General features: G+C 66.9%; 21 protein-coding genes and 1 pseudogene. 8 read left to right on the top strand and 14 right to left on the bottom strand.

From position 1 onward, the window contains the following. The first annotated feature begins 6 nt into the window (after positions 1 to 6). Positions 7 to 858 (top strand): LLM class flavin-dependent oxidoreductase, encoded by an 852-nt coding sequence (locus BKA10_RS15665; RefSeq protein WP_338402340.1) that lies wholly within the window; start codon positions 7 to 9, stop codon positions 856 to 858. Here BKA10_RS15665 and BKA10_RS15660 read toward each other — a convergent pair whose 3' ends face one another. Next, entirely contained in the window at positions 859 to 1,071 is a 213-nt protein-coding gene (locus tag BKA10_RS15660) for a PLDc N-terminal domain-containing protein (protein ID WP_248199166.1), read from the bottom strand. Between the two features lie 139 nt (positions 1,072 to 1,210). Between BKA10_RS15660 and BKA10_RS15655 the strand changes: the two genes are divergently transcribed. Continuing rightward, complete coding sequence (locus BKA10_RS15655) at positions 1,211 to 2,341, top strand: aminopeptidase P family protein (protein ID WP_183500818.1); 1,131 nt, start codon at positions 1,211 to 1,213, stop codon at positions 2,339 to 2,341. Between the two features lie 133 nt (positions 2,342 to 2,474). Here the strand turns inward: BKA10_RS15655 and BKA10_RS15650 are convergent, their stop codons facing one another. After that, positions 2,475 to 3,290 carry an SGNH/GDSL hydrolase family protein gene (locus tag BKA10_RS15650; RefSeq protein ID WP_183500817.1) on the bottom strand — a complete coding sequence of 272 codons (816 nt, stop codon included), beginning with the start codon at positions 3,288 to 3,290 and terminating at the stop codon, positions 2,475 to 2,477. Positions 3,291 to 3,293: 3 nt separating this feature from the next. Further along, the gene (locus tag BKA10_RS15645) at positions 3,294 to 3,860 is read right to left on the bottom strand and encodes a TetR/AcrR family transcriptional regulator C-terminal domain-containing protein (RefSeq protein ID WP_183500816.1); all 567 of its coding nucleotides are present in this window, start codon (positions 3,858 to 3,860) and stop codon (positions 3,294 to 3,296) included. 315 nt (positions 3,861 to 4,175) lie between these two features. Between BKA10_RS15645 and BKA10_RS15640 the strand changes: the two genes are divergently transcribed. Genes BKA10_RS15640 through BKA10_RS15630 form a run of 3 tightly spaced genes read left to right on the top strand, consistent with a single transcriptional unit; the run spans position 4,176 to position 7,442 of the window. Then, positions 4,176 to 5,612, top strand: a complete 1,437-nt coding sequence (locus BKA10_RS15640) for an MFS transporter (RefSeq protein ID WP_183500815.1) — start codon at positions 4,176 to 4,178, stop codon at positions 5,610 to 5,612. Between the two features lie 17 nt (positions 5,613 to 5,629). After that, on the top strand, positions 5,630 to 7,111 hold the full coding sequence (locus BKA10_RS15635; RefSeq protein ID WP_183500814.1) for a carboxylesterase/lipase family protein: 1,482 nt from the start codon (positions 5,630 to 5,632) through the stop codon (positions 7,109 to 7,111). Beyond that, positions 7,083 to 7,442, top strand: coding sequence for an alpha/beta hydrolase fold domain-containing protein (locus BKA10_RS15630; RefSeq protein ID WP_338402339.1), 360 nt, complete (start codon positions 7,083 to 7,085; stop codon positions 7,440 to 7,442). The genes BKA10_RS15635 and BKA10_RS15630 overlap by 29 nt, the downstream gene beginning before the upstream one ends. Before the next feature lie 175 nt (positions 7,443 to 7,617). Here BKA10_RS15630 and BKA10_RS15625 read toward each other — a convergent pair whose 3' ends face one another. Together BKA10_RS15625 and BKA10_RS15620 are read right to left on the bottom strand one after the other, a co-directional pair. Continuing rightward, positions 7,618 to 8,970, bottom strand: coding sequence for a glycoside hydrolase family 30 beta sandwich domain-containing protein (locus BKA10_RS15625; protein ID WP_248199170.1), 1,353 nt, complete (start codon positions 8,968 to 8,970; stop codon positions 7,618 to 7,620). Between the two features lie 216 nt (positions 8,971 to 9,186). Next, complete coding sequence (locus BKA10_RS15620; RefSeq protein ID WP_183500812.1) at positions 9,187 to 9,564, bottom strand: hypothetical protein; 378 nt, start codon at positions 9,562 to 9,564, stop codon at positions 9,187 to 9,189. On the opposite strand from BKA10_RS15620, the pseudogene BKA10_RS16845 reads away from it, so the two are divergent. The 3 genes and pseudogenes from BKA10_RS16845 to BKA10_RS15610 form a co-directional block, all read left to right on the top strand. Next, positions 9,526 to 9,895: pseudogene (locus tag BKA10_RS16845) on the top strand (integrase core domain-containing protein); the annotation flags it as partial. The gene BKA10_RS15620 and the pseudogene BKA10_RS16845 sit on opposite strands and share 39 nt — an antisense overlap. A 15-nt stretch (positions 9,896 to 9,910) precedes the next feature. Further along, the gene (locus BKA10_RS16840) at positions 9,911 to 10,288 is read left to right on the top strand and encodes a hypothetical protein (protein WP_241740140.1); all 378 of its coding nucleotides are present in this window, start codon (positions 9,911 to 9,913) and stop codon (positions 10,286 to 10,288) included. Positions 10,289 to 10,508: 220 nt separating this feature from the next. Continuing rightward, on the top strand, positions 10,509 to 11,459 hold the full coding sequence (locus BKA10_RS15610) for an AraC-like ligand-binding domain-containing protein (protein ID WP_183500811.1): 951 nt from the start codon (positions 10,509 to 10,511) through the stop codon (positions 11,457 to 11,459). Positions 11,460 to 11,516: 57 nt separating this feature from the next. On the opposite strand, the gene BKA10_RS15605 is transcribed toward BKA10_RS15610, so the two are convergent. The 9 genes from BKA10_RS15605 to BKA10_RS15565 form a co-directional block, all read right to left on the bottom strand. Further along, positions 11,517 to 12,224, bottom strand: coding sequence for an ATP-binding cassette domain-containing protein (locus BKA10_RS15605; protein ID WP_183500810.1), 708 nt, complete (start codon positions 12,222 to 12,224; stop codon positions 11,517 to 11,519). Beyond that, positions 12,221 to 13,906 carry a branched-chain amino acid ABC transporter ATP-binding protein/permease gene (locus BKA10_RS15600; RefSeq protein WP_248199172.1) on the bottom strand — a complete coding sequence of 562 codons (1,686 nt, stop codon included), beginning with the start codon at positions 13,904 to 13,906 and terminating at the stop codon, positions 12,221 to 12,223. The genes BKA10_RS15605 and BKA10_RS15600 overlap by 4 nt, the downstream gene beginning before the upstream one ends. A gap of 46 nt (positions 13,907 to 13,952) precedes the next feature. Continuing rightward, a complete protein-coding gene (locus tag BKA10_RS15595; protein WP_183500808.1) occupies positions 13,953 to 14,810 on the bottom strand; it encodes a branched-chain amino acid ABC transporter permease in 858 nt (285 codons plus the stop codon). 84 nt (positions 14,811 to 14,894) lie between these two features. Further along, the gene (locus BKA10_RS15590; RefSeq protein ID WP_183500807.1) at positions 14,895 to 16,085 is read right to left on the bottom strand and encodes an ABC transporter substrate-binding protein; all 1,191 of its coding nucleotides are present in this window, start codon (positions 16,083 to 16,085) and stop codon (positions 14,895 to 14,897) included. 220 nt (positions 16,086 to 16,305) lie between these two features. Continuing rightward, positions 16,306 to 17,829, bottom strand: coding sequence for a GMC family oxidoreductase (locus BKA10_RS15585; RefSeq protein ID WP_183500806.1), 1,524 nt, complete (start codon positions 17,827 to 17,829; stop codon positions 16,306 to 16,308). Positions 17,830 to 17,839: 10 nt separating this feature from the next. After that, positions 17,840 to 19,258, bottom strand: coding sequence for an aldehyde dehydrogenase family protein (locus tag BKA10_RS15580; protein ID WP_183500805.1), 1,419 nt, complete (start codon positions 19,256 to 19,258; stop codon positions 17,840 to 17,842). Between the two features lie 145 nt (positions 19,259 to 19,403). Continuing rightward, positions 19,404 to 20,435 (bottom strand): COG1470 family protein, encoded by a 1,032-nt coding sequence (locus BKA10_RS15575; protein ID WP_183500804.1) that lies wholly within the window; start codon positions 20,433 to 20,435, stop codon positions 19,404 to 19,406. Between the two features lie 89 nt (positions 20,436 to 20,524). Then, positions 20,525 to 22,453 carry an alpha/beta hydrolase domain-containing protein gene (locus BKA10_RS15570; protein ID WP_183500803.1) on the bottom strand — a complete coding sequence of 643 codons (1,929 nt, stop codon included), beginning with the start codon at positions 22,451 to 22,453 and terminating at the stop codon, positions 20,525 to 20,527. Positions 22,454 to 22,642: 189 nt separating this feature from the next. Continuing rightward, positions 22,643 to 24,517, bottom strand: coding sequence for an alpha/beta hydrolase domain-containing protein (locus BKA10_RS15565; RefSeq protein WP_183500802.1), 1,875 nt, complete (start codon positions 24,515 to 24,517; stop codon positions 22,643 to 22,645). Between the last annotated feature and the right edge of the window lie 80 nt (positions 24,518 to 24,597).

Raw genomic sequence — 24,597 nt, 5'->3', positions numbered from 1 at the left:
TCGGCGCTGTCTTCAGCCCGTACCATCCATCATGCGCCGGAAGCGCTGCGGGGCGCAGCGGAGGCGGCCGAAGCGGCAGGCGTTCCCGAGCTGTGGCTCTGGGAGGACTGTTTCCGCGAGTCGGCCTACGCCTCTGTCGCGGCCGCGCTCGCGTGGACCGAGCGCCTGCACATCGGCCTGGGCATCGCGCCGATTCCACTGCGCAACGTCGCGGTGACGGCGATGGAGATCGCGACGATCGAGCGGATGTTCCCGGGACGGTTCTTCCCCGGCGTGGGCCACGGTGTCCTGCCGTGGATGGAGCAGGCCGGCGTCCGCGCCGCGTCTCCCCTCACGCTCATGCGCGAGTACCTGCCCGCGCTGCGATCGCTGCTGGCAGGCGAAGAGGTGACGGTCTCCGGACGCTACGTGTCCCTTGACCGGGTACGGCTGGACTGGCCGCCCCCGGCCGCGCCGCCGGTGTACTCCGCGGGCGAAGGCCCCAAGACGCTCGCGCTGACCGGCGAGCTCGCCGACGGGACGATCCTGGTCTCCGGTTTCACGCCGACCCAGGTGGGCGAGCACGTTCGGATCGTGCGCGAGGCCCAGTCCGCCTCGGGGCGTTCGGAAGACGTGATCATCGTCGCGTATGTCACTGCAGCGTTCGGCGACGGCGCCGAACAGCGGGTGAGCTCCGAACTCGGCGACGGCGAGCCTGTCGGCGAGCGCGGCGTGTGGGGTACGCCCGCCGATGTCGCTGGGGGCGTGCGGCGGTTCGCTGCGGTGGGGGTGGATGCCGTCATCTTGGCGCCCGCGGCGGGTGAGCCCGACTTCCTCGAGTTCCTCCGCGCGGTCGGCGAGGTCGCCCGGCTCGCGTGATCAGCGCCGGATGCCGAACACGAAGTAGACGGCCGGTCCGATCCAGTTGACGAGGATCACCGGAATCCACGCCGGTTTCGGCCCCCGGACTTCGCCCTCATCGCGATGCGCAAGGTCCCAGAACGCGAGGAACGCGAACGCGACTTGGACGACTCCCACGAGGCCGAGTGCGATCTTGCCGGAGATGCCCGGCGACTCCATTTCTTTCTTCACCCTCCCATCCTGCCCCTGTCGGGGCGGGAAAAGCATCGGGGAGTTCGGCCAGGGCGGTTGCGGAGCGGGCGGGCGGGAGTAGATTCAGGGCCATCGGCGCCGCTCCCGATCGGATACGGCCTCAGGCAAGGAGTCTGTGATGACAGATGGAACACCGGCCCCGGCCCCGTTCACGGCGGCGGACTTCGCCGTGCGCCTGAAGCGCGCCGCCCAGGCTGCCGACGCCGCTGACCTCACCGGCCTGCTGCTCACCCCGGGACCCGATCTGCTCTATCTCACGGGGTACGCACCGGTGGCGATCACCGAGCGCATCACCATGCTGGTCGTCCCCGTCGAGGGCGACCCGACGATGATCGTCCCGAAGCTGGAACGCCCCGACGCGGAAGCGTCATCCGGCGCGTCCGTCTTCGGGCTGACCGACTGGACCGACGGCAGCGATCCCTACCATGCGACGGCGGGCCTGCTCGGACCGGGCCGTTATGCGCTCTCCGATTCGGCATGGGCGATGCACCTGCTGGGGCTTCAGGAACAGCTGCCCGACACATCGTACGTGTCGATGACGACCGCGCTTCCGATGCTGCGGGCGATCAAGGACGACGATGAGCTCGAGCGACTGGCAGCGGCGGGAGCAGCGGCCGACGAGGCCTACCGGGAGATCCTCAAGGTGCGCTTCGCCGGGCGCAGCGAGACCGATATCGGCCATGAGCTGGCGCAGCTTCTGCGCGGGTTCGGGCACTCGCAGGTCGACTTCACCGTCGTCGGCTCGGGTCCGAACGGCGCGAATCCGCACCATGAGATGGGCGACCGCATCATCGAGCACGGCGACATGGTGGTGCTCGATTTCGGGGGCCTCAAGCACGGCTACGGTTCCGACACGACCCGGACGGTCCATGTCGGCGAGCCCACCGATGAGGAGCGGGAGGTGCATGAGATCGTCCGCCGCGCGCAGCAGGCGGGGTTCGAGGCGGTGCGGCCCGGGGCCGAGTGCCAAGAGGTCGACCGTGCCGCGCGAGCCGTGATCGCCGATGCCGGGTACGGGGAGTACTTCATCCACCGGGTCGGGCACGGCATCGGGCTGACCACGCACGAGCCGCCGTACATGGTCGAGGGCGAACGGCAGCCCATGCAGCCCGGCATGTGCTTCTCGATCGAACCGGGCATCTACCTTCCCGGCCGGTTCGGCGTGCGCATCGAAGACATCGTCACCGTCACGGCCGACGGTGGGCGCCGGCTCAACCGGACCCCGCACGAGATGGCCATCGTCGGCTGAGGGACACTCATCCGCCGCGGATGATCCCACGGATTTCGACGCTCGGCGCTCTGTGGCGGCGGGACTGACGCCCACGGAGCGAAACGGGGTTCGGCCGCATCCACCCAACGCGGGAGAGCGCCGCGTTGCACGCTCACTCGTTGATAGCGCTACCGACGCTGTACTCATCGAGGTGGTGAAGGATCGCCACAGCGACGGCACGCATCCCCGCCGCATTCGGGTGGAAGGACGACGCGAGGGATCGCCACAGCTGGAGGCCGTTCACCCAGGGATCCGCTGAGCCCACACCGTGGCCGGATGGGTAGCCCGAAGCAGCCACCATCCTCGCGCCGGTCAGACGGCTTGCCTCCCCGTAGGCCCGTGAGAGCAGCTCGTCGACGTCCCGGAAATGAGCGACCTGTTCGGGGCTGAATCCCGTGGCTTCGGCATCCGTCTCATCGAACAGCGGCAAGTAGCCCACGAGAAGGACAGTCGCGCGCGGCGCACGTCGCTGAGCTTCACGGCAGATCTCGACCAGACCATCCGTCGCCGCCTGGACCTGCGCCTCATCGGGAAGTGCCAAGGGACGCCGGCGCTGCATCCGGTGCGCGAGCGGGCGGATCAGGCCGGACTCGGCGAAGCGGTTGAGCATGGCAGTGCGCATGACAGCGCCGATGTAGCCGAGGTCGTTGCCGCCCGCAGTGATGGTGACCAGATCGGTGGACTCGTCCACCGACTCGATCTGCTGGGCGAACACCCGGCGAAGCGTTCGTTGCGGGCTGTGCAGGATCGTGCTCGTCGTGGCGCCCGAGACGGATGCGTCTGTGAGCTCCGCCCCCAGCGACGACGCGACGAGGTGGGCGTAATTGCGGCCTGACCGCATCGCCGCTCTGTCGATGATCGGCTGCACTCCGGGACCTGCCGCGAAAGAGCTGCCGAGCGCGACCATGTGCCGGTATCGATCCAGCATGCGTCAGGCCCCCCGGCGGCTGAGGATCTGCTCGGCACCGCTCACCATGATCTCGAGTGCGAACTGGAAGGATGCTTCGTTGCCGGCGTCGATGGCAGCCTCGTTGTCGACGAGGTGCTCGAGGGCGGGCAGTCCGCCGTCGGAATGTGCGCGAAGTGCTCGCTTGACGGCATCCCGCTGCGCGCGGGGCCCCGCCTGTCGCTCGGTAGCGAGGTCGCGCGCGAATCCGGTTGCCAGAACACCGGCCGTGGTCAGCAGCTGCGCCGACGTGAGTTCGTCGAATCCGGCGCCCAGGAGCGCGCGCAGTGCGGCTTCGGCGGGGGCGAGTGCCTCCCAGTCGTTGTCCGGGTCGATCTGGACGAGTGCGGCGTTCACTCCCGCGGCGACGGAGGCATCGCGGACCGCGACCGCGAACGATCGAATCGCTTCCCGCCAGTCTGCCGCCGGGTCGACAGTGACTCTGGCCAACTCGTCTGTAAACACGTCCTGCGCGACGAGGAGGACCAGTTCTTCGCGGTCCTTGACGTGGTAATGGACGGTCTTGCGGTCGACCCCGAGTTCGTCGGCCACAGCCTGCATAGTGAGCGCTGCCGGGTCGAGCCTGCGTGCAGCTTCGACAATCTTCGTCCGGCTCACGCGGGCCGGCCGGCCACGGCCTCTGGGCGTCGAGGACGGTGTCGCCACGGTTGCTCCTGCACTCTCGAGTGCTTCCATCATGACCGCATCGCTGGCGCGTCCATACTCTCCGACCTGGGCTTTGCATTTTCCCCCGGATGGGGTAATAATCTCAGCGTACCGCCTTGAAGGACGTACCGCGAGCACTTCCGATCAGATCACACCGCCGGCATCGAAGCCGGTCCGACCACCCGATGAAGGGACAGCACCTTGGCTGATGACTCGCCATTCACCGTCGATCCTCGTGGAATCGCGGCCACCACCACCGCCATTCCGGTTCAGTACACGCACGGAAAGCCGCTGCGGCGCTACATCCTCTGGTACACGATCGTCTCGCTCGCGATCACCGCGGTGTGGGGCGGCGCCTTGGCGATCCTGATCCCGAACCAGGTGCAGGGGCTGATGTTCGGGAGCTTCTTCACGGGCGCCGACGCCGGGGTGGATCTGACCGCTCTGACCAACCTGCGATCAGATGTCGCTGCCGGCACCGCCACCGCGACCGCCGATCAGCAGCGACTGCTGGGTCTTCTCGGCCAATTCGAGGGTGCCCGTGCCAGCGCGCTGGCGCTGGTCACCTCGATCGGCACCATCGGCACCATGCTCATGCAGCCGATCATCGGCGTATTCTCCGACCGCACCCGATCGAAGTGGGGGCGTCGCGCGCCGTGGATCCTGTATGGCGGCCTGCTCGGCGCACTGCTGCTGGTCGCGGTGCGATTCGCCCCCACTGTTGCGGTCCTCGTCGTGCTGTGGACGCTCGCCCAGGTTGTCCTGAACGCCTCGTCGACACCGCTGACCGCAACCATGGCAGACCGGGTTCCGGAGGACCGACTCGGCACGGTCTCCGCCATGGGCGGGCTCGGCAACTTCATCGGAGGCATTCTCGGCGGTGTCGCAGCGGGCGCCCTGTTCGCCACCATCGGCTTGGACGTGTACCTCATCATCGCGTTCGGAGTCGCGCTCGCGGTCGTGCTCTTCGTGCTGTTCACCAGGGATCGATCCTCGAAGGACTTGGAGCTGGCGAAGTTCCGCTGGGGCGCATTCTTCAAAGGCTTCCTGGTGCCGCTGCTGGATCGCGACTTCCGGTGGGTGTGGATCGCTCGCGTGCTGCTGTTGTTCGGGTACGGAGTGTCCACCGCGCTCGGACTCTACATGCTGCAGAGCTATATCCACCCGGCCATGAGCCAGGCCGATGCCAGCGCCACAGCCCCGCTCATCACGCTGGTCGGACTGCCGTTCACCGTGATTGCACTGCTCACCGCCGGGCGGCTGTCGGACCGGCTCGGACGTCGAAAGCCATTCGTCATCGCCGCATCGATTCTGATGGCCGTCTCGATGATGATCCCGCTGATCAGCCCCACCCTGCCCGGCCTGTTCATCCAGGCCATCGTGGCCGGGATCGCGTTCGGCATCTTCCTCCCCGTGGACCAGGCGCTCTTCGTCGACGTGCTTCCGGACATCGAAGCCGACGCCGGTCGCGACCTCGGGATCGCCGGCATGGCCACCAACCTCGGCCAGAGCCTCTCCCCGATCCTGGCCGCGCAGATCGTCGTCCTCACCGGCGGCTACCAGCTCGTGTGGGTGGCGGGCATCGTGCTCGTCGCCATCGCAGCCGTCGCCATCCTGCCCGTCAAAGGCGCCCGCTGACCTGTTCGGAGACCTCCATGCCACACATCGAAGTACTCACCACTGCTGGGCGCGTCCGCGGATACGTGCAAGGCGACGTCACTGCGTTCCTCGGCATCCCGTACGGAGCCGACACTCGAGATCACCGGTTCCGCCCTCCCCTGCCGGTTCAGAAATGGGAAGGGGTGCGCGATGCGACATCGTTCGGTCCGGCGTGTCCGCAGGTCGTGTTCACGGACGAGGAGGATGCCGCAGCCCTGAGATGGCTGGAACATCCGGTCGGCGGATCTCCGCTGGAGGGCGGCGCCGTCGGTGAGGACTGCTTGCGTGTCAACGTATGGGCGCCCGCCAACCACTCGGAATCACTCCCGGTGCTGGTCTGGCTGCACGGTGGCGGGTTCACCAACGGCTCGGGCAACGAGGGCTGGTTCAACGGCGACCGACTCGCCGCTGCAGAGGACGTGGTCGTGGTCACGGTCACCCACCGTCTCGGAGTGTTCGGCTTCCTCAGCCTCTGCGACGACAGCGGTGAGCCGATCACCGGGTCGGCCAAGCCGGGCATGCTCGACATCGTGCTGGCTCTCGAATGGGTGCATGACAACATTGCGGCCTTCGGTGGCGACCCGTCCCGCGTGACGATCGCCGGGCACTCCGGCGGGTCGGGCAAGGTTGCGGCCCTTTTGGCCATGCCGGCAGCCGAGGGCCTGTTCACGCGAGCCATCATGCAGTCCGGTCCGGTGAGCCGGTTCCCGACCGCGGCAGACAGCCGCGTCACGACCGAGCGCGTCTTGGAGGCGCTGGGGCAGCCGACGCTCGCCGAGCTCGAGCAGATGAGTGCGGACGATCTGCTGCAAGGGCAGGCGGCCGCATTCGCGGGTCTGGACGGCTCGTTCTTGCTGCGCATGGACTCGATTCCCGGGTTCTCGCCCTCTTTGGACGACGACCTGCCCGCTCAGCCGTTCGACCGTGACCACCTCGCGCGCCTGCAGTTGATGATCGGATTCACCGCCCACGAGATGGCGTCGCTCCTGGCCGGCAGCTCGATCTTCTCCCGAGGCATGGGCCGCGACCAAGTGATCGCGACACTGGAGCACTTCGCGCCAGGGCACAGCGAAGCGCAATACGACGCCATGGCGCTCGAGGCACCCACCGATCCGCCACACCTGCTCTTCGTCCGAATCCTCGGCGCCGGGGGGTTCGCACAGGAGACGAACAAGATCATGCACGCGGTCGTCGCCGGCGGCGGCACGGTGTGGCACTACCGATTCGACCAGACAACCGACGTCCTCGACGGACTGCTCGGCGCGTGCCACGGCCTCGAGATCCCGTATGTCTTCGGCACTACCGACCGCAGCCCGATCACGGGCCACACGCAGGGGCGCGAGACCCTGTCCCGGGAAATGATGCACGCGTGGGCGAGCTTCGCTCGCGACGGTGTCCCTGAGGTCCGGGACGACTGGGTGAACTGGACTCCCGACAGCCCGTCCGCCTATCGGTTCGTCATCCCCGCCGACACCTGAGCACGAATCGGACCCGGGGGGGCTGACCAACGTTGCCGAGTTCTACCGCGGTGAACACCCGCTCGACCATCCCTACGTATCACCTCTGTTCGGAAAGTTCATGGCGGACTTCCCACCGACGATCCTCACCGCGGGCACTCGCGACTTCCTCCTCTCCGACACCGTGCGACTGCATCGCACGCTGCTCAAGGCGGGCGTGCGCGCCGAGCTGCACGTGTGGGAGGGCGCCCCGCACGGGATGTTCATGGGCCGCGCTCCCGAGGACCGCGAGCGCGTGACGCAGGTGCGGCAATTCCTCGAAGGCGTGTGGGGCGCCCACGACACCGACTGACGGAGGACACCACGTGTCGGCAAGATGAGCTTGCGTCCAGACGCGGCGAGCGCCCTCGAATTCGCGCCGATGTTCATCTCCCCGGTCGACTCACGGCCAGGCGTGACCGTGAGCGGCCCTCCGCCTTTCGGCGGGGCCACCGCCAACACGGACGCACGAAGTTCGGGGAACCGTGCTATGCGGCAGGTATCACGAAGGTGCTGAACGAGTCCGCCGGCAGAGTCGGCGCAATGACACGACCACCCAATAGGACGCGGACGGGCATGTCCTCCGCCATGTCGTTCTGCATGACCAGAACGATGCTGCCGTCCGGGTTGAGGAATGCGAGCTGGTTCGCGTATCCCGAGTAGGTAAGACAGTCCAGCGCCCGCGCACCCGCGTTGACGAAGGCGCTGACGTGCTTGAGCACCTGGTACTCGTAGGAATATCGGTACGTCGCCTCATCCGCGTCGACGACCACCAGGGAATTCTGCGTCCACCCCCACCGGCTGCGCCCGCCTTCGAGCAGGGAGATGTTCCAGTACATGTAGGCGTTCGCGCCGTTGGTGAAGAAGTGCTTCATGAGCGACCAGGCGTAGCGCGCATGACGCCAGTCGTTGCGACCGTCACCGCACTCCTGCTCGGTTTGATAGATCTTCAGCTCGGGATGGAGTCGATGGAGCGCTGCGATCGCCCCCCGTCCCGCCCATTGCACTCCCAGCCCGGACACGTGCTCAGCTGCCTGTGAGTCGTGCAGCACATCGCCGAGCAGTCGGTCGTCGGGGCGCTCGAGGGTGCCGAGGAAGACCTCGACGCCGCGGGCTGCCATCTCGGGTCCGAGGTGGTGGAGGAACTGAGCGAGTCCGTCGGGAGTCCATGCGCAACTGGGGAAGACCTGCGTGGAGTTGAACTCGTTCTGCGGCATGACCATGCTGATCGGGATACCGAGCTCCCGGTAATCGTCGACGAATCGGCCGAAGTAGTCGGCGTACGCCTTGAGGTGGGGTTCGTCGAGGATGAACATATCGGTCCCCTCCGTGCCGATCTGGTCGGGGCGGAGTCCGTTCTCGACGATGTTCATGAACGGCTCGGGAAGGGCCGCGGCGTAATGGCCGTTGCGCTTCATCCAGCTTGGTGGGCTCCAGGGGGACGCCCAGATGCGCAGGTCGGGCTGCTCGCGCTGCGCCGCGCGGATGAAGGGGACCAGGGTCTCGAGGTCGTTGTCGATGGTGAAGTGGTCGAGCGAGAAGTCATCGGGGACTTCGTCGTAGGAGTACCAGTCGCGAGAGAAGTCGTTCGCGCCGACCGGCATGCGGCAGAGGGAGAGACCTGCACCGACGCCCGGTGCGAATATCTCGCGGAAGATGTCGTCACGCTGTGTCTGGTCGAGCACAGCGAGCGACGTCCAGCCGAGCTCGTTGAAGCTCGCTCCGAATCCGTCTATCACCTGCTTCGGCGCATCGCGCACGACGATGACGTTCGGGGGATCCGTGAGCGAGCCGAGCTCCGGTCCTTCCACTTCTCGCCATGCGTGTTCCTGCGTGGTCACGATCCATCTGACGGACGTCTTTGTTGCAGCTGCAGTCATTGTTTCGCTCCCGATAGAACAGCAACGCGAGCTCGAGCGATGTTCTGTACTCGAGCGTGTGGAATGGGGACATCTCCGCCCACCTGGGCGGCCACACGGGCGGCGACGAAATACGTCGTCGGAAGTGTAGCTTCTGTCATGCATTGTTCCTTCGAACGCAGGTGTGACCGGACGGGTTCAGAGCGCGACGGTTACTCGGGCTCGCGCGATGTTGTGCACGCGCGCGTGACTGTCGTTCGCCTCACCCGCTGTCTGGGCGGTGGCGCGCACCGCAAGGAAATAGGTCCCCGGCTCGGTGAAAACCGTCTCGACGTCGTAGGCCACGCTCGTACCGGGCCGAATGGCGACCGGATCGCTCAGGGCGCCGGCTCCCGTCGTGTCGAGGCGCAGCTCGACGATGACGCCGCGCGCCTGGGCTTCCGCATCGACACGGACAGAGACCGGCAGTCCAACACGGGTGCTGATGTCGGACGTTGCGGCACGGTCGGTTCCCCGTCGGCTGCGCGAACCTCGAGGGACGCGATCCGGGTCGTGCGCAAAGCGATCAAGGCTCACGGGGTGCCGCAACGTCTGCTGACTGACAACGGCATCGCTGAACCCGTCGCGGCGCGGGATCGTCGCACAGCTGGTCGAGTACGTCACCCGACTCGGTGTCGAGCCGATCACCGGGAAGCCGTATAAGCCGACCACGCAAGGCAAGAACGAGCAGTTCCATCAGACCCTGTTCCGCTACCTCGACAAGCAACCCATCGCAGGCAACCTGCGGGGGCTGCAGGCGCAGATCGACCAGTTCGACCACATCTATAACACCGAGCGTCCCCATCAGGCGCTCCCCGGCCGGATCACGCCGCGAATGGCATGGGACGCGACACCGAAGGCCGAGCCACCGAGGCCTCGCCCGTTGCCGCGAAAATCGGGCGACCCACTGCCCCCGGCGCCGTCACCGAACGGCCGCCTCCGCGAGGGCATCCGCGTCGCAACCATTCACCCGAACGGATCGATCAAAGCTCGCGGCATCATCTTCAACGTCAGCTACCCGCTGCGCGGGCAGGACGTCTACCTGACCTACGAAGCCGCCGGCATCATGATCTTCGACAACCGCGGCACGCTCCTCGCCGAGCACAACTGGCCAGCGCCGGGCATCAAGTACATCGGCAACGGCCAACCCCGCGGCCCCCGAGGACGGGAACTGTCACCGATGTCCGGAGACCTCACACCGTTCGGGTTCGTTCCTTCTCGGTCCGTTTTCCGCGCAATCTCAGGCGTTCGCGGGCCGTGAACTCCGCTCTGGGCACTTCTCGATCACTGCCGATCTCGCTCAGATGTGGGCACCGCGTGGGCACGCCGCCGGCCGCAACGCACACGACGGAGGCTCGACCTCGCATTCGCGAACGTCAAAATGTAGCGAAGAAGCGGCCCTCTCGCGGTTTCGCCTCCTGATGATAGGGTGAGATCGTATACGATGCCGTTACGCCACGCAGTCCACAATGAGGTGTGCAATGCCCGAGACCACGTTTCCCGCCACCCTTCCGATATTGCCGTTCGTCGGCTTCGACGACTACCGCACCGCCGTTTCGCACTCGGTCGTGCCGCTAGACGTCCACACCGATCACCCCGATGATTTCGGTGGCCAGCTCGATAGCGGCGGGTCGGGTGACATTCACGTCTTCCACATCCATGCCGACGAGCATTCCGTCCACCGCAGTGAAGCCTTGATCGCCCGCGGCACCTGTAAGTACTACAAGTTCTCACTGCTCCTCGAGGGACAGGGCCTGATCATCCAGGACGGCCGTGAGACGGCGCTGGGCGCCGGCGACATGGCGATCTACGACACCGACCGCCCGTACTCCCTCGTCTTCGACGACCGGGTGCGTCTGGGTATCGTCATGTTTCCCAAGGAACTCATCGAACTGCCCGCCGAGGCAATGGGACAGCTCACTGCGCGCCGGTTCGCCGGGGATGCAGGAGTCGGGACCATGGTCGGGTCGTACCTGACCCAGCTCGTGCAGCAGTCCGACGGCCTCGGCGGGCATCTCGCCCGGCGCCTCGCCCGGTCGGCGGTCGATTTGGTGGGCTCTCTCCTCGAAGAGCAGGCATCCCAGCGCCCTGCGGCCAGCGGCCATGAGTCGATCACCAGGCAGGTCCTCGACTACATCGACGACCACCTGAGTTCTCCCGATCTGTGTCCGGCCGAGATCGCGGGTGCTCACTTCATATCGGTGCGGCATCTTCACGCGCTTTTCAGCATCCAGGGCACCACGGTGTCGACGACCATCCGCACCCGCCGACTCGAGCGCACATACGACGAACTGGTCAACCCGGGCTACGCCGACCGGTCGGTCACCACGATCGCCCTCTCCAACGGCTTCGTCGATCCCGCCCACTTCAGCCGTACGTTCCGCGGTCACTTCGGCGTTCCGCCTTCGGCAGTGCGGCCCGCAGCGCGGTGACACGAACTACAGAGAGCGGATTGCCGGATCGGCACCCGCTCGGGCCGGTGCCGGCTTCTACGACACGACGCTCGACTCGCCCAGGTAAGCGCGATGAAGCAGGTCCGGGTCGGCGGCGAGGACCTCGGCGCTGCCCGAGTACCGGACCGCACCGCTGGCGACCACGAGTGCCTGCTCGGCGATTCCGAGCGCGAGCTGGGTGAACTGTTCGACGAGGATGACGGCGGCACCCTGCGCGGCGAACTCTGTCACCGCCGGTAGCAGTCGCTGTACGACGACCGGTGCGAGTCCAAGCGACATCTCGTCGATGAGCAGGACGCGCGGCCGGGCCGCGAACGACCGCGCCAGCACCACCATCTGCTGCTCGCCGCCCGACAGCAGCCCCGCAGGTGCTGTGAAGCGCTTCTGCAGCTCCGGGAAGTACTCGAGCGCCGCGACGACGCCATCGGCACTCCCCGCGGTGAGTCGCACGTTCTCTGCCACCGTCAGCGACGGGAATACGGCACGTCCCTGTTCGACGTGGATGATGCCACGGCGTGCGCGCTGCACCCGTGACAGCTTCGTGATCGAATCACCGTCCAGCCGGATGTCCCCCGCCGACGTCTTTATCACTCCCGAGATCGCTTCGATCAGACTCGTCTTGCCGGCCCCGTTCGGCCCGACCACCGCCAGCACCTCACCGGAGGAGACGTGGGCGTCGACGCCGGAGATGACCGGGCCGGCGCCACGCGAGACGGCCACGTCCGTCAGGGTCAGTGTCGTCACAGCAGTTCCTTGTCTCCCATGTAGGCGGCCCGAACCCGAGGATTGCTCAGCACGGCGTCCTGACCTCCGTCGGCGACCACCTTGCCGAAGTCGAGCACCACAATGCGCGGGCACACCCGGCGGACGAGGTCGAGGTCGTGTTCGATCAGGATGATCGACGCGCCGAATCGGGCGGGCACCTGCACCAACCGCTCCCCCAGCGCGATGTGCGCTTCGTGTGAGAGACCGGCCGCGGGCTCGTCGAGGATGAGTACCCGCGGCCGGGCCGCCAGTTGGGCTGCGACCTCGATGAGGCGCCGGGTGCCGACGTCGACGTGGGCGAGCGCAGTGGTGCGTCCCGGACACCCGAAGAAGTCGAGCACGTCGTCGATCTCGGTGCGTGGTATCCGGCGCCGCGCGACGAACCGCACGTAAGCCTCGATGGTGAGACCGGGCGGCACGCGGTCCTGCTGGAACGTGCGCCGCAGACCCAGTCGCGCACGGCGGGTGGGTGATGCTCCGCGCAGTGACGCACCGTCGAGCGTGACGTCGCCCTCGTGCCGCGGAAGGAACCCCGTGAGGACGTCGGTGAGCGTCGACTTTCCCGCCCCGTTCGGCCCGATCAGGCCGACGATCTCCCCGTCGTGCAGAGTCACATCCACGCCGTCGAGCGCGGCCACCGTGCCGAAGCGCACCGTCAGGCCGGTCGCGCTCAGCACCACCGGCGCGTCCGCGGCGACGGCAGGAGCGGCCGACATCGCACACGGTGCAGCAGCTCCGATGATGTCGGTGGTCGCAGCGTGCGGGGGGCGCCTTGAGCGCAACACCGCGCGCAGTCCCTCGCCGAGATTCGACCGAGAGCTGATGGCTTGGATGCCGAGGACGCCGAACACCACGAAGGCCCAGTCCTGCGGCACATCGAACTGCTTGAGGATCTCGGGGATTGCCACCCACATGATGCCGCCGACGATCGCCATGTCGATCAGATGGCTGCCGATCACGACGGCCAGCACATAGAGGGCGAGTGACATCAGCACCGCGAACGTCGCGGGCGAGGCGAAGCCCACCTGCATCGTGACGAGTCCGCCGCTGATCCCGGCGAGCATCGCGCTGACGGCGAAGGCGCCCAGCTTGGTGGTGCTGACGCTTGCGCCCGCGCTCGCGGTTCCCCGTTCGGAGAACGCGACCACACGCCATCCGGCTCCGATCCGCGTCGCCTTCAGCCCGTACACGGCCAACGCGCACACGGTGAGGGTGACGGCGGCGAACACGAAGAACTCCCGGTCGGTCGAGATGTAGTCCGGACGCAGCACGCGCACCCCGGCGGTCGCGCCGGGGAACTGCAGCTGGATGAGAGTGAGGTGCACGGCCGACGCGAAACCGAGCGTCACCACGGCGAGGTTGACCCCGCGCAGGCGCAGTGCGGGAAGCCCTACAAGCACGCCGAGAAGACCCGCCACGATGCCGCCGCAGATCATCCACACCACGGGATCGCCGGGAGCGTCCATGACGTTGAGTCCGGTCACCACCCAGGCGCCGATCGTCGCGAACGACATCTGGCACAGCGAGATCATGCCGGCACTGCCGGTGACGACGCCGAGCCCAAGCAGCGTGATTGCCGCGACGATCGCGCTCGCGCCGAGGAACACGTAGTAGTTGGGCAGCAGCAGGCTCACCGCGAAGGCGATAACGATGCCGAGCACGGCGACACCGACCGGTGTACCGATCCTGCGGACTGTGGTCAGGGAATCAGCGCGCGACATCCCACACCTCCCTACGCTGCATCCAGAGCAGCAGAGCGACGATCACCAGGAACGGCACGAAGTACCGCACGATCGTCAGTGAACCGGTCTGGGCGAGGGCGCCCTCGAGCATGCCCAGCACCAGGCCGCCGACCACGGCCAGGTCGAGGCGGCGGAATCCGCCGGCCAGGGCGGCCGCGGCTGCCGGGATGATGGTCAGCGAAAGGGTCGTGGCGTCATTGGACTGACTCGGCGCGACCACCATGACGGCGAACGTCGCAACGACGCCGGTGGCGACCCAGACGCCGACGCTCAGGATGCGCGATGGGATCCCGACCAGCTCTGCTGTCGTCGGACGCTCGCTCAGCGCGCGCAGTCGGATGCCGAGAGTCGTCCAGGTCAGCACAGCTTTGGCCACCAGTGCGACGGCGATCGCCAGGATGACGAGCACCACGGTGACCTGACTGATCACGACGTTGCCGATCGTGAACGCCGGCCCGGGAAAGAGCGGCCGGAACGGAAGCGGCTTGGTGCCGAACAGGATGAACGAGAGCGAGACGAGCAGCAGCAGCGCCGCCACGGTCGTCGCCGACCGCGCACTCACATCTGCCTCTGACAGCCAGTGCGCGACGATCAGCCCCAGAATCGCCGAGATCAGCGCTCCGACGAGCAGGCCGATGACCGCGCTGAGCCAAGGCGCCAGCACCCCGCCGGACAGGGTGACGGCGGCAAAGGCACCGAACATCCCGACCGCGACCTGCGCAAAGTTGACGACGCGGACGAGTCGCGCCATGACGGTCAGGCAGACCGCCATGATCGCGTAGAGGCCGCCGGCGGCCAATCCCGCCAGTGCACCTTGCAGCATCCGTCACTCCTCCCCTGGTGAAGGGGTCGCGCTGCCAAGCAGCGCGACCCCGTTGCCGATGTTTCTTGTGGCGAGGCGTCCGGGTCAGTCCAGCAGGAACCAGTCGTCGGCTGCGGTTGCCCACGCGCCGGCATTCGATTCGAGCTTGACCGGCCAACCGGCCCGGTTCGAGTTGTGGGTTTCGCCGTCGCCGAAGATCCAGGGAGTGCCCACCATGCCGTTCTCGATCGGCGTGGTCATCCCACGGAGCGCCTCGTTGACCGCCTCCCGGGTGATGTCACCGTCGATACCCTCGAGAACCTCGATGAAGTAGGTGGCCGCGAGATAGCCGCCTTGCGAGAAGGAGGTCAGCGAGATGTCGTTGTCCTCCATGAGCGCACGCCAGTCGGCGTTCGCCTCGAGCGTGTCATCCGTGAATGGTGCGAACTCGGCCGGAACCGATACGCCGTTGCCTGCCTCACCGACCGCCGTCGCAAACTGCTCGCTGTACACGGACGTGAGGTACAAGAACGTGACATCGCTCCAGCCCTGCGCCTCGGCGGCCTTGATCTGTCCGATGCCGTCCGGCTCGACAGCGTTGCTGTACACGGCGTCGCAGCCGGCTTCCTTGGCGCGGACGATGTAGGGCGTATAGTCCGACCCACCGTAGGGCACAGTGTCGTCGAGGTAGACGAGCTCCTTGCCCGTGATCTCCGACCACTCCGCGATCGCCGCTTCGTAGGCCGGCTGCGTGCCGCCGGTGACCTCGAGCAGGCCGCAGATCTTCTCCAGCCCGAGTTCTTCCGAGCCGTAGGTGAGTGTCATCGTGGTGTCGCCGAATGGACCGACATTCACCGGCGAGATGTTCGGATTGTCGAAGCACACCTGGTCGACGCCGGTGCCCTGAATGCTCAGGATGTCCTGCTGCACGTAGTACTCGCCGTTGATCTCGCAGTCGAGCAGGCTCGCCGACCCTACGAGTGCGACCGACTCGTTGCTTTCGACGACTTCGCGGGCGGATGCCGCGGCCGTCGCCGGGTCGGCCTTGTCGTCGAGGATGGTGTATTCGATCGGGCGGCCGTCGAGCCCGCCCGCTTCGTTGAACCGGTCGAACACGGCCTGCGCCGCTTCGGATGCCTCGGGGAAGATCGCCGGGCCGCTGAGCGCATTGACCGAACCGACCTTGATCGGGCTGGTGTCGCCGCCATCCCGGGGGGTATCGGTGCTGCCACTGCACGCGGTGAGCGCCAGCAGCAATGCTGCCGCACCCGCAACAACTGTGGATTTCCTGTTCATTTCCGTGCCTCCTCGTTTCGCGACTGCTGCGTCGCGGATGCGCTGTCGGAGGGCTGCGGTGCCCCCACGTCGCCAGGCTAGGTCGGCGACCAGGGTCGGATCTTGCCCATGCGGGTAGGGACCATGACTCCTGGTGCAGCAGATGATGTTCGACTGTTCAACGACGAACGGCCGCGATCCTCGAGCGTGCTCGGTGGATCGCGGCCGTTCTGTCGTCCTATCAGTCCCGCGCGGCATCCTCCAGCAGGAACCGTGCGCCCTGCTCGCCGATCAGCACCGCGGGCGCGTTCGTGTTGCCGGTGGTGATGCGTGGCATGATCGACGCGTCGATGACGCGGAGCGACCCGATGCCGTGGACACGCAGCCGCGGGTCGACCACGGCATCAGCGTCGATCCCCATGCGACAGGTGCCGACCTGGTGGTGGTAGGTGATCGCGGTGCGCCGCACGTAGTCTTCGACCTCGTCGTCGGGCACGTCGGGGCCGGGGTAGATCTCCACCGCCCCCCATTCCCCGGCGAGCGCCGGCTGTCTGCCGATCGAGCGGCATTGCCGAACGGATGCCGCGAGCGAGCGCACGTCGTCGTCATCGGCCAGGGCTTGCAGATCGATCTGCACCGGGTCCTCCAACCCCGGCCCCGACAGCGTGAGCGCGCCGCGGCTCTTGGGCGTGACGATCCCGGCCATCAGCGAGAACCCGTCGTCGCCGATCGGTTCGAGGTCTTCGCCGAACATCGGCACGGAGAAGTTGATCGGCTGCGTGTCGGGAACCTCCAGCTCTGGTCGCGATCGCCAGAACAGGTGCGTCTGAGTGACGCTCATCCCCGAGGTCGGCGGGCCGACGGTCTTCGCGTCGGTGCGGAAGATCACGGGCGAGAGAAGGTGGTCGTGCAGGTTCTGACCGACGCCGGGCGCGTCCTGCACCACCTCGATGCCGAGCGAGTCCAGATGGGTCGCGGGCCCGATGCCCGAGCGCAGCAGGATCGCGGGTGAGTCGATTGCCCCCGCCGAGAGGATCACCTCGTCGGCGCGCAGTTCGCGATCCTGCCCGTCCTCGCGGTATCGCACACCGACGGCCCGGCCGTTCTCCACGATCACCGAATGCACGTGGCATCCGGTTCTGATATCGAGCCGATCGCGCACCGGTTTGAGATACGCCGTCCAGGTGTTCGCGCGGCGGCTCTCGCTCATCGTCACCTGCTGCTGCGAAATGCCGTCGAGGTGGTCACCGTTGTAGTCCTGATTGTGCTCGAGTCCCTCCTCGATACCAGCCTCGATGATCGATTGCTGGATCGGGGCCAACGCGTAGTCGTCGGTGACCGGAAGCGGTCCGCCGGCACCGCGAACCTCGGACGCGCCGCCGCTGAAGTCCTCGATCGCCTTGTAGACCGGCAGCACGTCGGTCCAGGACCACCCCTCATTACCGAGGGCGGCCCAGTGGTCGAAGTCACTCGGTGCGCACCGCACCCAGATCATGGCGTTCAGCGCGTGCGAGCCGCCGAGCACCTTGCCGCGAGGCAGGTGCAGTCGCCGACCCGCGGCGTGTTCCTGCGGCACCGTGTAATAGTCCCAGTCGTCGGCGCTGTGCCACAGCTCCCCCATGCGCATGGGGTCGTGGATCGCTGGATTGGTATCCTCACCACCTGCCTCGAGCAGAGTCACGCGGATGCCGGCGTCGACGAGGCGACGGGCCACCACCGCCCCGGATGATCCGGCGCCGACGACGATTGCGGTATCGATGGTCATGTCTTCTCCCTCAACCCGTGATCACCTGGGGGACGGCCACCGACTTGAGTCCGGCCACGCCGAACTCGAGGCCGTAGCCCGACGCCTTCACCCCACCGAACGGCACCATCGGATGGATGCCGCCGTGCCCGTTGATCCACACCGTGCCGGATTCGAGGCGCGGCGCGACCTTACGGGCGTCGTCGCGGTCTCCCCACACCGAGGCGCCGAGGCCGGCGTCAAGCCGGTTGGCGCTGGCGATCGCATCCTCGACCTCGGCGTAGCGAATGACAGGGATCACCGGGCCGAACTGCTCCTCGTCGACGATGGCCGTGCCGTCCGCCACATCGGCGACGATGGTGATCGGGTAGAACAGCTCACCCAGCCCGGGCGCGGGCGCGCCACCGGTGACGATGCGGCCGCCGTTCGCCTTGGCATCCTCCACCAGCCGGTTGACGACGTCGAACTGCTGCTTGTTCTGCAGGGGCCCGAGCACGTTGTTCTCGTCGAGGCCGTTGCCCATCGGCATCTGGTGGGCGAGACGCGCGAGCGCGTCGACGACCTCTTCGTAGATGGAGTCGTGCACATACAGTCGCTTGAGGGCGGCGCACGTCTGGCCCGTGTTGATGAAGCACCCCCAGAACAGGTCCTCGGCGATGGCGGCAGGGTCGGTGCCGGGCAGCACGATGCCGGCGTCGTTGCCGCCGAGTTCGAGGGTGAGCCGGGCGAGATTGCCTGCCGAGCTCTCGATGATCTTGCGGCCGGTGGCCGTCGATCCGGTGAACATGATCTTGTCGATGTCGGGGTGCGAAGCCAGCCGCGCCCCGACCTCACGGTCCCCCGAGATGCCGATCAGCACGTCGGCGGGGAGCACGTCGTTCATGACCGACAGCAGCGCGAGGACGCTCAGCGGCGTGTACTCACTCGGCTTGACGACGACCGTGTTTCCCATGCGCAGCGACGGTGCGATCTGCCAGATCGAGATCATCATCGGCCAGTTCCACGGGCCGATGGCGCCGACGACGCCGACGGCCTTGTAATGCAGCTCGGAGTAGTTCTCGCCATCGTCGATCACGATCTCGGGCTCCAGCGGCGTTCCGGCCGCGGCGCGCAGCCACCCGGCGCACGCCCCGACCTCGAAACGCGCATTGGGTCCGTTGAGCGGCTTGCCCTGTTCGCGCGACAGCACGCGCGCGAGGGCCTCGGCGTTCGCCTCGATCGCGTCGGCGACACGGTTCAAGATGGCGCTGCGCTCATCATGGCCGAGCGCATCCCAGGCAGGCTGGGCCGCCCTGGCCCGAGCGATCGCCGAGTCGAGCTCCACCACGGTGTGCACGGGGGCGCGGCCGATGACCTCTCGGGTGGCGGCGTCGAGGATCTCTCGGCCGTCGGCGGTATCGACGCGCGCCAGCAGCGCGGTCTCGTCGAGGACCTGGGTGGTATCGGACATCGGCGTCTCCTTCATCGTCGAGGGCGCGCCCCAGGGGGGGCGCCTGGTCCCATTCTCGATCGGGGCGGGTGCGGCCACTTGACCGCCAGCGCGGGAGGCATGTCTCAGCGTGAACGGACCTGCGGCCGCTCGGCCGGTAAGGGCGTCACGTCGTCGCGCTGTCGCGTTCCTTCAGTGCGGCGTCGACGGCATCCGAGATCCGCTGCTGTTCTGCCTGCTTGGCGTGACGTCGACGACGCTTCGCAGCCCACGTCAGCGCCACCGCGATCAGCGCCGCCAGTGCAATCATTCCGAACAGCAGCCACGGAACGGCCCACACCCCCACCGAGGCGGCAACGGCGTCTTCGACCTCACCGTCGGGCCTGGTGGGCACGAGCTCGCCGGCGGCCGTCAGATACACCGAGGGGATGATGCCGGTCACCTCGATCGACGTTGTCCAGGTTTCACCCGGGAGAAGCTGTGGCACCTGGGTGGGTTCGCTCGTCGAACTCCAGAACAGCCCAGATAGGGTGACCGTCTGTCCGGCGGCGAGCCGGGCGTTGCCGCTGTTGTGTACGGTGACTTCCGCTGTCGCCGGATTGGTCACGAACGGCCACATCGCCGCGTCGTACTCGACCGTGAAGTCGGCGATCTCCAGGGCCGGCGCAAGCTCGCCGCCGACCTGCAGGTGAATGCGGATGCCGAGTCGGCGATCGACGCTCAGGCCGGAGTCCTGCGACGTCTGCAACGAGGACACGATCGCGCCGGCGTAGTCGCCAGGGGATGCGTTCTCGGGCACGGCGAGCTGGAACGGCACAGCCGCCGACTCGCCCGGTTCGAGCAGGAGGGAACTCGTCTCGACAGTTGTCCATGCGCCGATCTCGGTGGACGCCTCGCCCGGCGTCAGTACATCGAGTTGCCCACTGGAGGTGGTGAACCCGTCAGCGGCGTAGAGCTCGAGCGCCAGATCGTCCGCGCCGTGGTTGGTCACCTCGATGGTGTCGTCGACTGATTCGCCGGGATCTACCACATAGGTGAAGTTCTGCCGCTCGGTGCCGTGATCGTTGTCGGCCGCCCGCACACCCCACGTGACGTCGTCTGACGCGGCCCACCCTGGTGCCGCCACGCCGGCTGCGGCCACGACGGTCAGCAGGACGATCGCCGCACCGCCTGCGATGCGCGAACGGAAGCTGTGCATGATGTCTCCTGCTCTGATATCGGGTGTGGCGCGGTGCCCCGGGAGGTGTTGGCCGTCCGGGGCACCGCCGTTCATTCAGTGGACAGTGATCAGCTGAGCGCTGTCAGTGTCAGCGTTGCGGCGTAGGTTCCCTGACCGACCTCGAGCGGGATCTTCAGCCCCAGGTCGGCACCCAGCAGCGCCGAGGCACGGTCATGACCGGTCTGACCGAAGCCGAGCGTCGACGACACCGACAGACCCTTGCCCCCGTCGAACCCGGACCCCACCGCCGCGCCGGCTTGCACCCGCGTGCCACTCTCGATCACCTTCGGCGTCCAGCCGAGGTACTTGCCCGAGAACGTGTCGTCACCGGCAGCGAAGTCGCTGACCGACGCCGACACCGACCACACCGGGCTGCCCGCACGAGTATCCGTGACCCGCACCGGGTTGATCTCACCGGCGGCGGCGTAGTGGTCGCCGCTCTCGACAGCATCTCCCAGTTGAACCAGCCCGTTGGACCCATCGATCGACCACACGAACTCACCCGGAGCCGCCTGCGGAACCGAGACCTCGATCTCCTGCGAATCATCCGACACCGCAGCACCGATCGTCGACGCCTTCGCCTCCGCAATCGTCTTCGCCGCATCCGACGGCGCAATGTAACCACCAGCAAGAGCCGCCTCGGTCACCTCGGTCACCGCCGCCACATACCCGGCATGCGAGCCGTACATCTCATTCAGCTCCTCGGGCGTGTACTCCGCCCACTGCCCCGCGTAAATGCAGAACAGGCCGCCAGCCTGCCGAGCGGTGCGCATGTGCGGAGCCGCGGCATCTGCGATCTGCACGCCACCGACGGACAAGCCACGCTCATCCTCAACGAGTGTTCCGTCCGGATTCCGCTCGAAGAACGTCGACGCCGGAGCAGCCTCGCCAGTGCGGATCCAGCGATCGACCGCGACGAATGCAGCACCTACGACCTGACCCACGTGCACCGGTGTCCCCGGTTGCGGGCTCGCACAGTTGCCGGCAGCGGTGTGCCACTCCGTGAAGGACCGTCCACCCGGCTGGGTGCCGTCGCGTACGAACACCGCGTCGAAGTACTCGTGGGAGTACTTCGAGCCGTGCGCCGAACCATTCACCTCCCACTCGCGGTTGAACGGTCCTGTCACACGTGGGGCAGCCGTCGTGTTTCCGGCCTTCGTCCACGACGAGACCCGGATGTAAGGCACGGCCAGGTCCGTCCGTTCCTCGACGCCGGTGCCGTCCCAGTTCACGAAGCCGTCGAACACTTCGGTGACCGGTTGGACTGAGTTGCGATAGCGCGTGATCGACGCGCCAGCCGCGGATTGCCCGGTCAGAAGCATTTTCTCGACGCCGAGGTCGGCGAATGGCGACTCGGGCGAGTCTTTCAGTGCCTTCGAGACCTGGGAGACGATGTCATATTGCATGGCGTCGTTGGGGCACGTGACGGGCGCGCAAGAGGTGCTGTCCACCTCCAAACCGGCATACCGCGCAGGTTGCGTGGCCACGAGGTTGTTGACACCGGTTCGCTGGACGCTCAGCGACGCGTACGCAAAGCCCTCAGTCAGGAGCGTGTCGTGACTCTCGGCGAAAGTGAACTCGCCATCATTGCCGGTCGTCTGGTTGAACCACTCGACGATTAGCGTCCCGTTGAACTTCTCAGCAGAGGGCTGACGAATGACGACGCGGGTCTTGTAGTCGCCGGTCATCGGAGTGAGCACCCCGTTGAGAAGGAAGCTGTGAGCTTCGCCCGAAGCGAAGAACTCGCGTTCGGTGTAGTCGTATGCGCCCACGTCGAACGGCGCCGCGGAGACCATCGCCGTTCCCGGTCTGTCGACCTCCTCCAGCGTCGCTGAATCGACCGGTTCAGCGGCGGTTGCGGATGTCACTCCCGCGACGAGCAAACCCGCCGTCAGTCCCAATACCGCAACACCCCCCACTGTGGTTCGTTGGACGTGCTTCATTGCGTGTCCCATCTCAATCCCAACTCTCTCGATTGATACAGCCGTCTTCGGCATGGCCACCGTCTCGTAGCGCTACCCATCGAGGCTTGCCCAACGATGTGAGAGTCTTGCCGATCTGTGCATGCGTTGCGTACGACTCCAGGCGTCGCTTCACTTCCCGGTGATGTGGCCCTCTCCGGTTGTGGCGGTGCCCTGGACGGATAGTCCTTCCGGGGCACCGCCGTTCCTTCCGTGGTGCAGTGCTCAGCTCAGGGCTGTCAGGGTGAGCGTTGCGGCGTAGGTTCCCTCACCGACCTCCAGCGGGATCTTCAGCCCCAGATCGGCACCCAGCAGCGCCGAGGCACGGTCATGACCGGTCTGACCGAAGCCGAGCGTCGACGACACCGACAGACCCTTGCCCCCGTCGAACCCGGACCCCACCGCCGCGCCGGCTTGCACCCGCGTGCCACTCTCGATCACCTTCGGCGTCCAGCCGAGGTACTTGCCCGAGAACGTGTCGTCACCGGCAGCGAAGTCGCTGACCGACGCCGACACCGACCACACCGGGCTGCCCGCACGAGTATCCGTGACCCGCACCGGGTTGATCTCACCGGCGGCGGCGTAGTGGTCGCCGCTCTCGACAGCATCACCGAGCTGAACCAGCCCGTTGGACCCATCGATCGACCACACGAACTCACCCGGAGCCGCCTGCGGAATCGAGACCTCGATCTCCTGCGAGTCATCCGACACCGCAGCACCGATCGTCGACGCCTTCGCCTCCGCAATCGTCTTCGCCGCATCCGACGCCAGAATGTGACGCCTCGCAAGCGCTGCCTCGGTCGCCTCGGTCACCGCGGCGACATAGCCCGCATGCGAGCCGTACATCTCGTTCAACTCCTCGGCCGTGTACTCCGCCCACGCACCGGCGGCCGGGCAGGTCCATCCACCGGTGTTGTACTCGTAGCGCCAGGACGGAGCCGCGGCATCCGCGATCTGCACGCCGCCGATCACTCGACCGTTGTCATCGAGGGCCAGCGACCCGTCGGGGTTCCGCTGGAATGTCGCGTCGGGCGCTGCAGACTCTCCGCCTCTGATCCACGTGTCGACGTTGTCGATCGCCGCGCCGATCACCTGGCCGACGTGCACCTTCGTGCCGACCTGCCTGCTGGCGCAGTTACCGATGCCCAGATGCCAGTCGGTGAATGACGCTCCGCCGGGCTGCGTCCCGTCGCGCACGAACACCTCGTCGAAATACTCGTGCACGTACGCCGACCCGTGCGCCGCGCCGTTCACTTCCCACTCCCGGGTGTACTCACCGGTGACCGGGACTGCCCCTCCGGTGTTCCAGGTCCACGAGCTCAGGGCCACACCGGGCGTCGCAACATCTGTGCGGAGGGGGCCCGCGCCATCCCAGAACACGAAGCCGTCGAAGAAGTTGTAGAACGGCTGAATCTTGTTGTAGTAGGCCGACAGGTTTGAGGCGGATCCCGATTGGCCCACGGCGATCACCTCGTCCACTCCTCCGATCTCAGCGAACGGCGAGTCCGGCGAGTCCTTGAGCGCTTTGGAGATTTGCGTGAAGATGTCGATCGACATGGTGTCGACCGGGCAGGCACCGGCGGCGCAGTCCTCAGGCTCGACTTCGAGGTCGCCGTAGCGGGCGGGCCGGGTCGCGACGATATTGTCCACTCCGACCTTCTTCCCGCTGACGACGGCGACGGCGTAACCCTCGGTGAGCAGCGTGTCATAGCTCTCGGCGAACGTGAATTCACCGTCGTTGCCGGTGGTGACGTTCGTCAGTTCGACGACCAGCGTTCCGTTGAACTTCTCAGCGGAAGGCTGCCGCACAACGACACGCGTCTTGTAGTCTCCCGCGATGTCGCCCCGAATAGCGGTGGTCATGCTCTCCCGCGGCGACCAGGCGAAGACCGAACCGTCGGCGTTCTGGAATCGGTGCGCTTCACCCGAGGCGAAGAACTCGCGTTCGGTGTAGCCGTACGCACTCACGTCGAACGGCGCCGCCGAGATCATTGTCGTTCCCGGCTTGTCGACCTCCTCCAGCGTCGCTGAATCGACTGGCTCCGCCGCGGTTGCGGAGGTCACTCCCGCGGCGAGCAGACCCGCCGTCAATCCCAACACCGCGACACCCCCCACCGCAGTGCGCCGGACTTGCTTCATTGCGTGTCCCATCAGAATCCCAACTTTCTCGATTGGTTCTG

This window comes from Microbacterium invictum (genome assembly GCF_014197265.1).
GTDB lineage: Bacteria > Actinomycetota > Actinomycetes > Actinomycetales > Microbacteriaceae > Microbacterium > Microbacterium invictum.
The sequence above is the reverse complement of the archived record's forward strand: the minus strand, read 5'-3'. Positions and strand labels throughout refer to the sequence as shown.

Coding starts and splice junctions, on each gene's coding strand:
- BKA10_RS15650 (WP_183500817.1), bottom strand. CDS start 3,290: ATGCTGGATCGATACCGGCACATGGTCGCGCTCGGCAGCTCTTTCGCG.
- BKA10_RS15590 (WP_183500807.1), bottom strand. CDS start 16,085: ATGAACAGGAAATCCACAGTTGTTGCGGGTGCGGCAGCATTGCTGCTG.
- BKA10_RS15635 (WP_183500814.1), top strand. CDS start 5,630: ATGCCACACATCGAAGTACTCACCACTGCTGGGCGCGTCCGCGGATAC.
- BKA10_RS15595 (WP_183500808.1), bottom strand. CDS start 14,810: ATGCTGCAAGGTGCACTGGCGGGATTGGCCGCCGGCGGCCTCTACGCG.
- BKA10_RS15585 (WP_183500806.1), bottom strand. CDS start 17,829: ATGACCATCGATACCGCAATCGTCGTCGGCGCCGGATCATCCGGGGCG.
- BKA10_RS15575 (WP_183500804.1), bottom strand. CDS start 20,435: ATGCACAGCTTCCGTTCGCGCATCGCAGGCGGTGCGGCGATCGTCCTG.
- BKA10_RS15570 (WP_183500803.1), bottom strand. CDS start 22,453: ATGCCGAAGACGGCTGTATCAATCGAGAGAGTTGGGATTGAGATGGGA.
- BKA10_RS15655 (WP_183500818.1), top strand. CDS start 1,211: ATGACAGATGGAACACCGGCCCCGGCCCCGTTCACGGCGGCGGACTTC.
- BKA10_RS15580 (WP_183500805.1), bottom strand. CDS start 19,258: ATGTCCGATACCACCCAGGTCCTCGACGAGACCGCGCTGCTGGCGCGC.
- BKA10_RS15610 (WP_183500811.1), top strand. CDS start 10,509: ATGCCCGAGACCACGTTTCCCGCCACCCTTCCGATATTGCCGTTCGTC.